Annotated in this window: 13 protein-coding genes; 8 read left to right on the top strand and 5 right to left on the bottom strand. The window is 71.1% G+C overall.

Annotated elements, in window-relative coordinates; translation table 11 throughout:
- Positions 1-111 precede the first annotated feature (111 nt).
- The 5 genes from O7626_RS03135 to O7626_RS03115 form a co-directional block, all read right to left on the bottom strand.
- Complete coding sequence (locus tag O7626_RS03135) at positions 112-390, bottom strand: hypothetical protein (RefSeq protein WP_278059052.1); 279 nt, start codon at positions 388-390, stop codon at positions 112-114.
- 111 nt (positions 391-501) lie between these two features.
- Positions 502-1311 carry a hypothetical protein gene (locus tag O7626_RS03130; RefSeq protein ID WP_278059051.1) on the bottom strand — a complete coding sequence of 270 codons (810 nt, stop codon included), beginning with the start codon at positions 1309-1311 and terminating at the stop codon, positions 502-504.
- A gap of 118 nt (positions 1312-1429) precedes the next feature.
- A complete protein-coding gene (locus O7626_RS03125) occupies positions 1430-2083 on the bottom strand; it encodes a hypothetical protein (RefSeq protein WP_278059049.1) in 654 nt (217 codons plus the stop codon).
- A gap of 60 nt (positions 2084-2143) precedes the next feature.
- Positions 2144-3262, bottom strand: coding sequence for a M23 family metallopeptidase (locus O7626_RS03120; protein WP_278059047.1), 1119 nt, complete (start codon positions 3260-3262; stop codon positions 2144-2146).
- Positions 3263-3267: 5 nt separating this feature from the next.
- The gene (locus tag O7626_RS03115; RefSeq protein WP_278059044.1) at positions 3268-3645 is read right to left on the bottom strand and encodes a hypothetical protein; all 378 of its coding nucleotides are present in this window, start codon (positions 3643-3645) and stop codon (positions 3268-3270) included.
- 561 nt (positions 3646-4206) lie between these two features.
- Between O7626_RS03115 and O7626_RS03110 the strand changes: the two genes are divergently transcribed.
- The 8 genes from O7626_RS03110 (at position 4207) to O7626_RS03075 (ending at position 13741) form a co-directional block, all read left to right on the top strand.
- Positions 4207-4503: a hypothetical protein gene (locus tag O7626_RS03110; protein WP_278059042.1), complete on the top strand. Its 297-nt coding sequence runs from the start codon at positions 4207-4209 to the stop codon at positions 4501-4503.
- On the top strand, positions 4500-5273 hold the full coding sequence (locus O7626_RS03105) for a hypothetical protein (protein WP_278059040.1): 774 nt from the start codon (positions 4500-4502) through the stop codon (positions 5271-5273). Before O7626_RS03110 ends, O7626_RS03105 begins: the two co-directional genes overlap by 4 nt.
- A 77-nt stretch (positions 5274-5350) precedes the next feature.
- The gene (locus O7626_RS03100; protein ID WP_278059038.1) at positions 5351-6616 is read left to right on the top strand and encodes a hypothetical protein; all 1266 of its coding nucleotides are present in this window, start codon (positions 5351-5353) and stop codon (positions 6614-6616) included.
- Positions 6617-6621: 5 nt separating this feature from the next.
- Positions 6622-8118, top strand: a complete 1497-nt coding sequence (locus O7626_RS03095; RefSeq protein ID WP_278059036.1) for an SCO6880 family protein — start codon at positions 6622-6624, stop codon at positions 8116-8118.
- Positions 8119-8144: 26 nt separating this feature from the next.
- Complete coding sequence (locus O7626_RS03090) at positions 8145-9599, top strand: hypothetical protein (RefSeq protein ID WP_278059034.1); 1455 nt, start codon at positions 8145-8147, stop codon at positions 9597-9599.
- The gene (locus O7626_RS03085) at positions 9596-11470 is read left to right on the top strand and encodes a type IV secretory system conjugative DNA transfer family protein (protein ID WP_278059032.1); all 1875 of its coding nucleotides are present in this window, start codon (positions 9596-9598) and stop codon (positions 11468-11470) included. Before O7626_RS03090 ends, O7626_RS03085 begins: the two co-directional genes overlap by 4 nt.
- Positions 11467-11679 carry a hypothetical protein gene (locus O7626_RS03080; RefSeq protein WP_278059030.1) on the top strand — a complete coding sequence of 71 codons (213 nt, stop codon included), beginning with the start codon at positions 11467-11469 and terminating at the stop codon, positions 11677-11679. Before O7626_RS03085 ends, O7626_RS03080 begins: the two co-directional genes overlap by 4 nt.
- Positions 11669-13741: a toprim domain-containing protein gene (locus tag O7626_RS03075; protein WP_278059028.1), complete on the top strand. Its 2073-nt coding sequence runs from the start codon at positions 11669-11671 to the stop codon at positions 13739-13741. The genes O7626_RS03080 and O7626_RS03075 overlap by 11 nt, the downstream gene beginning before the upstream one ends.
- The last annotated feature ends 118 nt before the right edge of the window (positions 13742-13859 follow it).

The raw sequence follows: 13859 nt of genomic DNA, 5'->3' as shown, positions 1-13859 counted from the left end.
CGGTCGGGCGTGGGGCGGGTTGAACGACGTGTGGCGTGGTGGAGTCGGATGAAGCCGTCGCCGTCGCCGTCGGGGGCGGTAGCGCCGCCCCCGACGGCGGCGCGACGGGTTCTAGCGGGTCGGGCTGAGGTCGGTCTCCGGGTCGGGCAGCATCTCCCGCAGCACCTGGCCCTCGGCGCGCAGCCTGGCGTTGTTCAGCCGGCCGAGCTTGTCCAGGTACGTCTCCTGCTCCGGGTCCGGGCCGGCCAGCGTCCTGCTCAGGTCCTCGATCTGCTGGGCGATCTGCTCCCCCAGCGCCGTGAAGAACTCGTCCGGGTTCCCGATCTGTTGGTACCGATTCGGCAGGTACTTCTTCCAGTGAGTCTGTGCTTGCGCTGCGTACTGGTTCACTCGTCTCCACCTCCAACTCGTCGGAGCCGTCCGGTTCCGACGCACGCGCCCAGAGGTAGTCGTCGAACGACAGCTGCCCGGCTATCTCCTTGCGCTTCCTCGCCAATGGAATCACATCCCCCGCGGCCTGCGGTCGTCCTTATCCAGGCCGTTGTTGTGGTGGTTCTGGGCCGCCGATGGGGCCTCCCGGCTCGCCGGGTCACCGCTCGCAACCGGTGGCGCCTCGGTCGGCCCGGCCAGTCGGGCGAGCCGGACAGGATGCTGGCCGGGTCGCTCGTCGGCGATCGCCCGAGCCGCATCGGCAAGGTCGTCGAGCCAGGCGACGGCCGGTATCCCGTCGATGGCGCTGGTGGCGGAGAGCTCGCTGTCCCGGATCGCGATGATGATGCGGTTAGCGGCCCAGTACGCCTGTCCCCAGCCGTCCTGGATCCCGTGGGTCCAGGCGACGCCGGCAGCGGCTGCGGCGCGCTGCGCGTCGGTGTTGGCGCGGTTGTCGCTGGCCGCCACGAAGTAGGTCCGCGGTGACGGGCGATTCCGTCCGTCGTCCGCCGCCGGTCCGGCGTGGCGCCGGACCTCGTCGTGGGCGGCAGCCGTCAAGCGGCCTAGAAGTCCGCGCACGATGCGCCCCGGGTCGGTGTCGTTGCTGAGGCGGGTGACCGCCTCACGAGTGGCTGCGGTGATGTGGTCGGCCACGGCCTCGACCCCGGCTCGCCTTGCGGCGGCGTACCCGAGCGGGAAGACGGCGTCGACCACAGCATCAGCACCTGCTCGGTGCCGGTCGTCGGCGGCGATCGTCCTCGCCTCGTTCCAGGCGGCGGCTGTGCGGGTGGCCAGGTCAGGCGGAGTCGGCCAGTACGCATCGGGGTGGTAGGTGGGAAGGTGCGCGGCGACAGTGTCGCGGGTGACGGGTGGGTCGCTCATGAACTTCTCCGGGCCGGAGCGGAAGCCGACTGGCCGGCCGAGGACGGGGTGACCGGTTTCGTGGCCGCGGCTTGCGGAGGTCGGCGCGATGGCGCGGGCATGCTTGTAACTCCGTCGTCTATCGGCTGTGCGGGCGTGCTGCTGCCCGGTGACTCGACAGGTCGCGGGGCTGGAGAGGCGGGGATCCGGCGGCGGCCGGCGCGGCAGTGGGTGGGGCCGCGAAGCTCAACTGGGCAACGCCGCGAGGCAGAGAACCGGTGTTGGCCGTCTCAGCGGTGTCCGCGCTGGGAGCGAGTGCGGCGGGCGCCGGTCGCGGGTGGGCGGGTGCGAGCCGGGAGGTGACCACTGATGTGCGGGCATAGGCGCGAGCGGTGTCAGCGCGCAGTGGCCCATTGGCGGCATCGGCGAGCAGGGTGAGGGTGGTCGGGGTGGTCCGCACGGCTACCCACGGCCGGTCTGCCAGACCGAGGCCGTCGGCCATGCCACGCACGATCTGCGACCAGTCGTAGTCGGACATCTGGCGCTCGTTCGGCTCGGTACGCAGGGCCAGCGCGGTCACGCGAGCCCGGTCGGCAAGCCGGCGCAGGTCTTCGCGCCAGGTGCCCGGGTGCCAGCCGCCGCCGACATCGACGACGCGGGTGCCGGCGAGGTGCGCTCGGGGACCGGTCCGGCCGGCCGCCCCCACCGTGATTGACGTGGCGAGCTGACGTGAGGATTGAGAGTCGTAACCGCTTACGAGCATTGGGAATGCCTCCAGGTATCGCCGGGTCATGAGGAGTGCCGGTAAAGGCCGGCGGTGCAAGGTTTCGGAGGTGACGACAGTGGCGGCGGACTACCTCCGGATACGCACGCCCACCGAATCCATCCACGGCAACGGATCGATCGCGTTCGCGGCGGTCAGGGGCGGCGCATTTCGGTGCACCTCGAAGTGCAAATGCGGTCCGGACGAATGGCCCGTGCTGCCGACCCAAGCGATGAGTTGCCCGGCTTGTACCTGGGCACCGGCGGAGACAGCGAGGCGGACCGCGTGGCAGTAGCGGGTGGCGATGCCGTTGCCGTGGTTGATGTTGATCAGGAGTCCGCAGCCCAGCAGGTTCGGGTTTCCGGGGCGGTCGCAGTACGCGCTGTCGCATCGGGCGGCCAGGACGGTTCCGGCTGCGGCGGCGTAGATCGGGGTTCCGGTGGGCGCGGCAAGGTCGATGCCGTCGTGGCTGGGCCGCGATGGCGGCCGGAACCTGCTGACGAGTTGGTAGCTGTCGGCGGGTAGGGGCAGGCGCCAGGCGCCGGTGCTTCCGGACGCGAGGGTGTACTTGCCGATGCGGGAGCGGACCTGTTGGGGGTAGTCGTGCGCCTTGCCCGCAGCGGGTACGCCGCCGGCGCCGATGACGCAGGCTCTGCCGCAGAAGTAGGCGGCCCAGGCGATGTCGAGGGGGTTTCCGGTCACATGGTTCGCCTCGATGTTGCGGCTGGCCCATGCCACGAGGTCGCACATGAGGCGGCCCATCGCGTAGATGGCGTCCTCGGGGTCGTCCGGCCCGTTGCGACCGTCGTTGTCGTAGTCGTCGCCCCACGTCGCCCACGTGCCGAGCTGGAATTGGGCGATGCCGATGGCATCTCCGCCGCGGTCAGGCGGATTGTGGGCGACAGCGTCGGCGTTCCAACTGCTTTCGAGGTCGACCTGCGCTGCGATCATCGGCGGGGTGATCTGTGGGCAGATCGAGCCGGCCCGCACCACCCAGGGAGCGAGATGGCGAGCGTGCGGCGGGATGGCGTCGATGTTGAGTTGGCCGCTGGCGGGGGCGGAGACCAGCGCGGGGCTCGCGGCCAGCAGCGTGGCGGCGCCTGAGCTGACGAAGGCGACCAGACCAGCGCCCACCGCGAGTACGCCGACGAGCAGTAGTACCAGGGCCCGTCTCGACGTCGTGCTGGCCTGGCCGGTCGTGTTGGTCATCACGGTCAGCCGATCTCGTAGTCGCTGATCCGCCAGCCGCCTGTGCTTGGCTGAAGGGCGCACACGACGGTGTGGCGCTCCAACGGGCCACGCCAGCCGTCGCGTCCGATCGGCTGGACGGTGATGAGTACGGCATGGTGCCGCTGCTCGGCGGTGTCCGGCGGGAGCGCGTCTCCGGCGTACGGGGCGATCTGGACCTCGGTGTGGGCCCGGTGATGGACCCACTCCTGCCACTGAACGGTCTGTCGTACCGGGTCTCGGAGGGCTGCCGACCCGGCAAGCGTGGCGTCCAGGTACGCCACGGCCCGCTGGTAGGCAGCGGCCCAGTCCTCGTCGATGGTGGTGTCGATACGGTGCACGGCGGCGGCGAACGCCTCACACACCGCTGGCGGATCGGAATAGTCGGTCGACGGGTCGACCGGCGGGGCAGATGGTGTCGTGGATGCCTGGAGCCGGGGCGTTGGGCTGGCCGTGGAACAGGCTCCAAGCAATCCGATGAGAGCGACCGCCAAGGCGGCGGATCGGATGCGAGTCATGCTCGTCACGGTCACGTCCGCGCCTTTCCGGCGACGCTGCCGTAACCCCGTAGCGCTGGTGTTACCCAGGCACGAAACGCTCTCCACTCACGCGCGTCCCCTGGCCCGGAAACTCCATGCCGAGCGGCGCTTCGCCCGTCGAGTTCCGACATCGACGCGTGGACGGCGGCGGCGACGGGGTCGCCGTCGCTCAGCCTCGCCCGCCGCTCGCGGTAAGCCCCCGATCCGAGGGCGACGAGTCGCCGCCCCCACCTCTACCTCCCCAGCAGCCGAAAGCAACGAGGGCTACCCCTAGCGCCCGTAGCGCTGCCGCTGACTCCGGCGGCAACCGTAGCGGCACCGCACCGACGCGAACGTCTCCGGCAGCGGCCCCCATCGGGCCGCATTCCCTTGTCGGAGGAGATCAGCATGATCCTCAAGTTCGTCGTTGCCGGCCAAGCGGCGCTCGCCGCAGACGCCCCGAATCCGGCTCCCGCCGCACCGCCCGGGATGGAGGCGATAGCCAACACCTTCCTCGGCTGGGGCAAGTGGATCTTGCTCGTGGCTGGCGTTCTCGGGTTCATGATCTGCGCCGGAATGATGATCATCGGTCGGAGGAACCGATCGCAGACCGCCGTCGACGGCGCGGCGGGCGTTCCCTGGGTGCTCGCCGGGCTGGCACTGACCAGCCTGGCGGCTGGCATCGCGGGGGTGGCGCTGACATGAGTCGGCCCCGTTTCCGTCACGCCGCGCCACGCCGGGTCCGTCCGCTGGTCATCACCGCTGCCGGACTGGCGCTCCTCGTGCTGGCGTCGCTCGCGGTCGCCCGGTCCGGCGACACGCGGCCGAAGGACGAGCACGCTTCGCCCGACCGGCAGCCCGTCACAGTGCTTCCTCCTGCCGACGACCAGACGGCAGAGCCCCAGCAAGTGGAGGTAGCCGTTGCCTGGCCAACCGATCTCACCTGGGTCACCGTCGCCGGGCTCGACCTCCCCGTCTCCGCCATGCAGGGTCCGCGTGAGCTAGCTGGCGGGCAGGCTCAGCAGTTCGCCCAGACACCGCCCGGTGCGGTTCTCGCGGCGCTGCACCTGCTGGTTCGCACCAGTCCGCAGGTGGGCCCGCGAGTGTGGGGACCGACGCTGCGAGAGCAGGTCGTCGGCCCGGACGTGGCCGCGTACGTCGACGCCGTCAACCAGGACTACACCGCCGGCCGCGAACAGCTTCAGATTCCCTACGGGGAGCCCCTCGCGCCGATCTACGCCTCGATCGCTGGCGTACGGATCGACGCCTACAGCCCGCAGGCGGCCAGCCTGCGGCTGCTCATCGAGGCGCCGGACGGCGACGGTGGCGTCGCCCGCGCGGCCACCGTGGTCCAGGTTTCCTGGTCAGGCTCGGACTGGCGCCTGATCGCTCCGCCGCAGGGCGACTGGTCCACGGTCCGCGCCCTAGTCGGTCCCGCTGTCGTCCGTGACTACACGCCACTGCCGGGCAGGTAGCCATGTGCGACGCATGGGACCTCAAGTGCCAGTTCAAGGAGGGCGCCACCGAAGTCGCCGGGGCGGTGGCGGACAGCATGATCGGCCATCTCGCCATCCTCATCAGCCAGGCGCAGTCCACACTGATCAAGTCCACGGTGACCTGGTGGCTGTATCTGCCCCCGGTCAACGTCGAACACGCCCCGGCGGCGAGAACCCTTCAGCAGTGGATGCTGCCGTTCGCGCTGATGGTCTCCATCGGCGGCATCATGTGGCAGTCCCTCCTGCTGATCATCAACCGGAAGGGCGAACCGCTCGTCACGGTCGTGAAAGGGCTGTTCACGACCGCGCTGTTCGGCGCGGTGAGCCTCACCGGCACCCAGATGCTGCTCAGGGCCTGCGAGTCCTACACCGAGTGGGTCCTGACCTGGGGGATGGACTGTGCTCCAGGTCTGGGCCAGGACCAAGGATGCAAGACCAACGCGCTGGCCGAGCGGATGCAGCTGCTGCTGCTTCCGGTCGGCCCCAGCATCGGCAGCATCCTGGTGGTCGTCGTCGGCTTGTTCGTGCTCGTCGCGAGCATCGTGCAGGCGATGCTGCTGCTGTTCCGCAACGGCGCCATCATCATCCTCGCCGGGATGCTGCAACTCGCCGCCAGCGGCAGCTTCACCGCAGCCACAAGTAACTGGCTAAGGCGGGTGCTCGGCTGGCTGCTGGCACTGGTCTTCTACGAACCGTTCGCCGCCACCAGCTACGCGGTCGCGTTCATGCTCATCGGCGATCCTGCGAACCGGGACATCTCGACCTGGTTCACCGGCGCCGGCATGCTCGGGCTGACCCTCGTCGCACTGCCGGCCATGATGCGGTTCTTCAACTGGACCGTTGGCGCCGTCCAGCAGTCCGGCAACTCGGCGGGCATGCTGGCCGCTGCGGGTGCGGCCGGGTTGCACGCGGTGGCGTCGAGCCGCGGCGCGTCCGGCATGACCGCGACGGACTACGCCCGCGACATGGACCGCCGCTATCCGCCGTCCTCGGGCAGCAACGCGGACAGCGGCTCGGGCACACCCCGGCCAACGCCACCGACGTTCAACGGTCCAGCCCCCACCGCCAGCGCCAGCCCTTCGGCGGGTACCACGACGGCAACCACGGCAAGCACCGCGTCCGGTAGCGCTACGACGGCTACAGCCGCCGGCACTAGCGCGGCGGCTGGTTCCAGCGCTGCGGGTGCCGGTGCGGTCGGGGCCTCCGCCGCTGCGGGTCCTGCCGCGCCCGTCGTTGCGGGTGTCGTCGTCGGCGCCCAGGTCGCGGGAGCGGCGGCCAAGTCTGCGGCGAGCACGGCCGCCCGGTCGACGGAAACCGGGTGAGCGGGATGTCTGCTGACTCTCCGGTCAACGAGACGCGCACGTACGGCGGTTGGCGCCGGGCTCGAACGCTGGGCATGTTCGGGCTCGGCTTCGGCCAGACCATGGTGGTGCTCGGGGCCATGACCGTCGCCCTGATCACGGTGTCGGTAAGTCTTGCCGCCCTCGTGGTGGTCGGCCCGGTCTGTCTGATCATCATCGTCGGCAACGTCGCCCAATGGGACGGGGTGTCGCTGGCGCAGGCACTGGTGCAACGGCTGCGCTGGGTCAGCGGCACCGCGCGGGGCCGGACCAGCTACCGCGGCGGCGTGATGTCGGCCGAGGAGCACGCCTGGCAGTTGCCGGGCGTGCTCGCCCCGACCGTGCTGTTGTCCGCCGACGACGGCCACGGCGGCACCTACGGGGTCGTGTGGCATCGCCGGCTCGGGACCATGACCGTCACCTTGCGCTGCGCCGCCCAGTCGACCTGGCTGGCCGACGCGGAGGCGGCTACCGCGTGGGTGTCGAACTGGGGTGGCTGGCTGGCCGGGCTCGGCCATGTGCCGATCGTGCGGTGGGTTGCGGTCACCGTGGACACCGCCCCGGACTCCGGCACCCGGCTTGCCGACTACATCACCGGGCGGCTGGCCCCGGACGGGCCAGCGGCGGCGGTACGTGTGCTTCAGCAGCTCGTGGCCGCCGCGCCGCAGGCTGCCGCCGACGTGCAGACGACCGTGTCGATCACCTTCGACCCGGGGTCGTCGCCGGCACGCCCCAAGACGGTGCCGGAATGCCTCGCTGAGGTCGACCGCGCCCTGCCCGGATTGCAGGACGCTCTGGCCGGCTGCGGGCTCACCGTGCTGGGGCGGGCGACAGCCGCGCAGATCGCGGGGATCGTCCGGCACAGCTTCGACCCAACCAGCCGAGGCGACGTGACCCGGCTGCTCAGCGCCGATCCCGGCGCGGCGGCAGACCTGCTCGACTGGAGCAACGCGGGTCCCGTAGCCGCGCAGGAGCACACCGACCGGTACGAGCACGACGGCGCTACCAGCGTGACCTGGGCGTGGCACGAGGCGCCGCGCCAACCGGTCACCCATCACGTGCTCGCCCGGCTCCTCGCGCCCGGTGACCACCCAAAGCGGGTCACCCTGCTGTATCGGCCGCTGACCGCCGCGCAGGCCGCCGGTGAGGTCGAACGGCAGGTCAACGCCGCCCAGTTCCGCAGCGCCTACCGGCGGGCGCGCAAGCTCGACCCGACCGCCCGGGACATCGCCGACCACGAGCAGGCCGCGCAGGCCGCCCGGGAGGAAGCGCTCGGAGCCGGCGTCGGGCTGATCAGCCTGTGGGTGACCACGACGGTGCTCGACCAGGCAGACCTGGGCCGGGCCGTCGCCGACGTGGAGAGCCGCGCCGAGACGTGCAAGGTGCGCCTACGCCGCCTGTGGCGCTCCCAGGCCGCCGGGTTCGCCGTCACCCTGCCGGCCGGCATCTGCCCGCCAGTGCTGGCCCAGCAGTGGCCGCACTGACTCTTCTCTTCTTCAGGAGCATCACCGTGACATCTGCGGATATCGACGTGTCCTCATTCGGCCCCGTCGCCCCGGCATGGGGATGGCGGCAACCGGGCGCCGGCCGGGCCGTCCACGTGACGGCCGGCACCGAGTACCAGGCCACGACCGTGCAGGCCGCCGGCTTGTACCCGTTCACCGCCGGCAGCGGATCTCCCCTGCTGGGAGTGCCAATCGGCCGCCATCAGCTCTGGGGTGAGTCCGTGCTACTCGATCCGTTCGAGTGGCTCGGCGCCGGTTTGATCACCAACACCGGCGTCTTCGTGTTGGGCCAGCCGGGCGCGGGCAAATCTGCCCTGGCCAAGCGGCTGGTGATGGGGATGGCCGCGACCGGTGCCCAGATTCTGATCTTGGGTGACACGAAGCCGGACTACACCCGGGTCGTGCAGCATCTGGACGGCCAGGTGATTCGGGTCGGCAGGGGCCTGGACCGGATCAACCCGCTCGACGCCGGCCCCTTAGGCACAGTGCTGTCGCGGATGAGCGGCCCGGACGCCGAGCAACTTCGCCTGGAGGTACGCGGCCGGCGTCTCACCCTGCTTATCGCCCTGTGCACCCTGGTCCGCGACGGCGGCCGGGTCAGCAACACCGAAGAGGTCGTCCTCGGCAGGGTGGTCGACCTGCTCGCCGAGCGCCGGACCGGCGACCCGGTGATCCCTGACGTGCTCGCGGTACTCGACCAGGGACCGGACACGATCCGCGCCGCCGCGCGGGCCACCTCTCTGGCGGACTACCGCCGCCGGATCGATGACCTGGTCGCCACCCTCCGGCTGCTGTGCGAGGGCACCCTCGCCGGTGTCTTCGACTCCGCCACCTCCACCCCCATCGACCTGTCCGCCAAGGCGGTCAGCATCGACATCTCGCGGGTGGCCGCCGCGGGCGACAAGCTCGTCGCCGCCGCGATGCTGTCCACCTGGAGCTACGGGTACGCGGTTATCGACGCCGCAGCCGTACTCGCCGACCAGGGCCTCGCGCCCCGGCGCCGTCACCTGGCGGTGATGGACGAGTTGTGGCGGGCGCTACGGGGAGCACCGGGACTGGTCGAGCCGGCCGACGCGCTGACCCGGCTGTCCCGCAACCTCGGCGTCGCGCAGATCATGCTCACCCACTCCCTTGACGATCTCGACGCGCTCGCCAGTGACGAGGACCGGGCCAAGGGACGTGGCATGGCCGAACGGTGCGCGATCAAGATCCTGGCCGCGCTACCTGGCCGGGAACTGGACCGGATCGGCCAGATGGTCCGTCTCTCCGGGCCCGAACGGGACATGGTCGCGTCCTGGGCCGCCCCGGAGGCCCTGGTGCCCGGCGCGACTCATCCCGGGCGCGGCAAGTACCTCGTCAAGACCGGCGAGAGGGCAGGGCTGCCCGTCGCCCTGCACCTGGTCGGCGACGAGATGTCGCTCTACGACACGGACGCGGCGGTGCGGGCGGGTGCCCGATGAGCGGTATCCGCAGCCAGCAACCGATCTACCCGCGTGGTAGCGCGGGCGGATACCCCGTAGCGCCGTGGCTGATCCTGGGTGCCTGCTCCGCCGCCATGGCGCTGACCTGGCTGGCGTGGTTCGCCGGCCGCCTCGCCGCCGTGGCGTCCGGGCGGCCGTGGGACACCGGCCCGCCGTTCGGGTGGGACTTCACCGGACGGCTGCTCGATCGGGACTGGCAGCAGTTGTGGCCGGGGGTTGCGCCGCTACTGGTAGCGCTCATCTACGCGCTTCTGCTCACCGCGACCATCGTTCCCGGGTTCTGGGGGTGGGCGTGGTGGCAGGCTCGCCGGCCGCAGGCCGGAGACCCGTTGGCGTCCCTCGCCCGCGCCCGCGACGTTGACGAGCTCATCGGTTCGACCGCCCTACAGCGGGCGCGGCGGCTGCGGCCGAGCCTCGCCGGACGCGCCCCGAAGCAGGTACCGGCCGCCGCGATCGGCATCGCGCTCGGACGGCTCGTCACCAGCAGTCGCCGCCGAGGTCCCGTGCTCCGATCGAGTTGGGAGGACGTCCTCCTGGCCGTGATGGCGCCCCGGGCCGGCAAGACGACCAGCCTCGCCGTTCCCCCGATCCTGGACGCGCCGGGGCCGGTTCTGGCCACGAGTAACCGCTCCGATCTGTGGGCGGCCACGTCCCGAGCCCGCGAGCGGGTCGGCCGGGTGTGGTCGTTCGACCCGCAGCGGGTCACCCGCCAGCGCCAAACCTTCTGGTGGGACCCACTCGCCACGATCAACGGGGTCGAGGACGCCGCGCGGTTCAGTGATCACTTCATCCAGGAGATCCGGGGCGTTGGCTCCTCCGATCCGTTCTGGCCGCTCGCTGCCGGGGACCTGCTCACCTGTCTCTTCCTCGCCGCCGCCAACTCCGGCGGCACGCTCACCGACGTGCAGGCGTGGTTGTCCGACGTGACCAGCCGCGAGCCGGTCACGCTGCTGCGCGCCGCCGGCTATCCACAGGCCGCGCGGTCCCTCGCCGGGCGTCAAGGTGGTGCGCCGGAAACCAGAGACGGTGTGTACGAGACCGCGCGCACGGCCGCGCGGTGCCTGTCGGACCCGGAGATCATGGCCTGGGTCACCCCACCGGCCAGCGCCATGGACCGGCTCGACGTGACCACGTTCCCCGCCTCCCGCGACACCCTCTACCTGCTCAGCAAGGAGGGAGCGGGAGCTGCCGCGCCTCTGGTCGCCGCCCTCACCGACGCCGTGTTCCGCACCGCGGTCGTGCACGCCGAAGCCGCTGGTGGTCGCATCGACCCGCCCGTGCTGGCGGTGCTCGACGAGGCAGCCAACATCTGCAAGATCAACGATCTGCCGCAGCTCTACAGCCACCTCGGCGGCAGAGGAGTTATCCCGATCACGATCATCCAGAACATCGCCCAGGGCCAGGGCGTGTGGGGCGAACGCGGCATGACCGCCCTGTGGAGCGCCGCGACCGTCAAGGTCATCGGCGCCGGTCTGGACGATGCCCGCCACGCCGAGGACATCTCCCGCCTGATCGGCGACCACGACGTGGCAACAACCTCGATCAACCGCGACGGCAACGGCCACACCAGCTACTCCACCAGCGCCCAACGGCGGCGGATCCTCGAACCCGGCGACCTGCGCGCGCTCAAACGCGGGCGGGCGATCTTGCTGGCGACCGGCGCCCGAGCGGCCATGATCGACCTGATGCCGTGGTACGGCGGCGAACACGCCGACGTCATCGGCGCTGACACCGCCGCCAGCGTCGAGGCCATCACCCGGACCGCCCGGGCCGACCTCGCCGCCGGGAAGCACGACGTCGATCCCCCGAGCTTGAACCGGCCGGCTCCCGATGGCGAGGACCTGCCATGAGCGGCCCTGAAGCCCGGATTTCGGCGGACCTGCGTTGGGTCGAGGCGATGCTCGCCGACCTACAACGGCAGATCGATCAGCTCGCCGGCGAGCTCCGGGCTCTCTCCCAGGTCGTGAACGCCCAGACCCTCGCGTCGCTAAAGGGCGCACCAGCTACGGACACAGGTGCCCGGCCGCCCGGGTCGGAGGAGGCCGACGATGGCCAGTGAACAGCCGACCCCACCGCCGGAACGCCTGTACGCGGTCAACGCTGCCGCAGCCCACTTCTACGCCGGCCGGCTACAGACGTCGCGCAAGGCTGCCCGCTATCTGCAAAGCCACGGCATCAGTGCTGCGGCGGACTCAACCGGGCCGTGGCAGGTGGGCTACGCGCCGGGACGGTGGACCGAACTGGCCACCCACCTCCAGGCAGCGGGATTCAGCGCCGGGGAGGTGACCGCCGCCGGCCTGGGTTTCATCCACAGCAGGAGCGAACACCTGCTGGACCGCTTCCGCGACCGGCTCATGTTCCCGGTCACCGACGCACACAACCGGGTTGTGGGGTTCACCGCCCGCGACCTGAGCGGACGAGCCGAGGCCAAGTGGATCAACACGCCGGAGACGGCCATCTACCGGAAACGCCTGCTGCTCTACGGTCTCGGGCAACAGCTCGCGGACCGGCCCGCCGGTGTCGGCGACCCGGTCGTGTTCGTCGTCGAGGGAGCCGCCGACGTACTCGCGATGCACCGCATGGCCGCAGCGCACTCCGCCGTTCCCGAGACGCAGCCGGTGTACGCCGTCGCCCCGTGCGGTACCAACCTCACCCGGGAACAGCTCGACCTGATCCAACAGACCCTGCCCGGTGCCCACCTCATCCTGGCCTTCGACGGCGACGACGCCGGACGCCGGGCCGCCGACCGGGCGTACCCGGTCGCGTCCCGGTGGCCCGGCCAGGTCTCCGGTGTACGTCTGCCGAAGGGGCAGGACCCCGCCGACGTGCTCGCCACCATGGACCCGATCTGGGCGATGAGCGAGGTCCTCGGCGCCGTCCAGCCCCTGGCCCAGCTACAGATGACCAACACGATCAGCCGGCTGTTCGACACCAGGCGGATCACCAATCCCGCCCGGTTCGTGGAGGACCGGATCACCGCCTACCGGGCGATCGCCGAGTTGTTCGTTGACGCCCCGCACGCCACCCGCGAGATGGCCGAGGCCGCCGCCGAGCAGCTCGGCCTGCACTCCACCGACGTGGTGCGCGGCGTGGTCGAGGCGTGGCACGCCCGCACCGGTGCCCCCGGCGGCACCGACCCGCCGCCCGACTGGGCCTCGCCGGCCCCACCGCATCCCGAGCAACCACCCGCCCCGTCCGACGATCCGTCGATACCCTCGGGCGCCCGCGTGCCGGAGAAGGAACCTACGACGGTGTCGGCTGCGGCCCGCAGCGCGGGTGGCCGGGGCATCGACACCACCGCAGTGATCACGCGCCACGATCCGGACAGCGGCGTTACCGTCTGGGCCCTCGCCGATGGCATCGGCCGGCATGCTCCAGCAGCGACCGCCGCGCAGATGTCTGCCGACATCGCCGCCACCGTCACCTTGCGCTCCAACCCAGCAGCCGGCCTGCACGCGGCGCGGGCCGCGATCAACGCCTTCTACGGCGGGGTCGACGCCAGCCAGGCAGGCGACGCCTCGCTGCTCGTCGTCTCGGCATACCCGGCCAAGGGGAACCGCCACGGCGTACGGTGGGAACTCGCGTGGGCCGGCGACTGCCGCGCCTACACCATCCGCGCCGGGCAGCTCGCCCAGGTCACTGCCGACCACACGACCGGCCGGCGACGCCGCGACCAGGGGGAAGCCGTGCCGCTGGGCAGCATCGCCGACCTGCTCCTCACGTCCAGCGTCCGCGCCGGTGACGTCAGCGTGTGCCCGCTCGACGCGGGTCCGCTCCTGCTGTGCAACAGCGTCGTGCACCGCACGGTCCGCGAGGACCGCCTCGCGGCCGAACTCGCCGGCATGAGCGACGCCCAGGCCAGCGCAGACCGGCTCGTCAGCGTGATCGGACAGCAAGACGACCGACGTGCGGCAGTGCTACTGATTCACGCCCGATCCGCCCCACCAGCCCGCGTCACCATCACCGGATCCTCGCAACGGGCGACGGCCATGGCTTCAGGACCTGCGGCGGCCCTGGCGAAGACCTCCTTCGCTCACCCAGGGCCGGCAACGGCGACGACACCGCCGTTTGAAGCGGCAGCGCCGGGCCGTAGTCAGTCACGTCCCGGCCGCCACCGCTGACAACACTCTCGCGAGGCAAGAGGAGGGCAGGCGCGGCGATGTTCGTGGGACTGGTTCGGCTAGGAAACGGCATCGGTCCCCCAGGAAGATTCCTGGGGGACCGATGGAAGGCCGTGCT

Source organism: Micromonospora sp. WMMD1102 (genome assembly GCF_029626265.1).
Taxonomy (GTDB): Bacteria; Actinomycetota; Actinomycetes; order Mycobacteriales; family Micromonosporaceae; genus Plantactinospora.
This window is presented reverse-complemented; position numbering and strand designations above follow the sequence as displayed.

Bases quoted from the DNA above. Each gene is read 5' to 3' on its own strand.
- O7626_RS03095 (WP_278059036.1), top strand. From the start codon at position 6,622: ATGTCTGCTGACTCTCCGGTCAACGAGACGCGCACGTACGGCGGTTGG.
- O7626_RS03085 (WP_278059032.1), top strand. From the start codon at position 9,596: ATGAGCGGTATCCGCAGCCAGCAACCGATCTACCCGCGTGGTAGCGCG.
- O7626_RS03130 (WP_278059051.1), bottom strand. From the start codon at position 1,311: ATGAGCGACCCACCCGTCACCCGCGACACTGTCGCCGCGCACCTTCCC.
- O7626_RS03120 (WP_278059047.1), bottom strand. From the start codon at position 3,262: ATGACCAACACGACCGGCCAGGCCAGCACGACGTCGAGACGGGCCCTG.
- O7626_RS03080 (WP_278059030.1), top strand. From the start codon at position 11,467: ATGAGCGGCCCTGAAGCCCGGATTTCGGCGGACCTGCGTTGGGTCGAG.
- O7626_RS03100 (WP_278059038.1), top strand. From the start codon at position 5,351: ATGATCGGCCATCTCGCCATCCTCATCAGCCAGGCGCAGTCCACACTG.
- O7626_RS03105 (WP_278059040.1), top strand. From the start codon at position 4,500: ATGAGTCGGCCCCGTTTCCGTCACGCCGCGCCACGCCGGGTCCGTCCG.
- O7626_RS03110 (WP_278059042.1), top strand. From the start codon at position 4,207: ATGATCCTCAAGTTCGTCGTTGCCGGCCAAGCGGCGCTCGCCGCAGAC.
- O7626_RS03075 (WP_278059028.1), top strand. From the start codon at position 11,669: ATGGCCAGTGAACAGCCGACCCCACCGCCGGAACGCCTGTACGCGGTC.
- O7626_RS03125 (WP_278059049.1), bottom strand. From the start codon at position 2,083: ATGACCCGGCGATACCTGGAGGCATTCCCAATGCTCGTAAGCGGTTAC.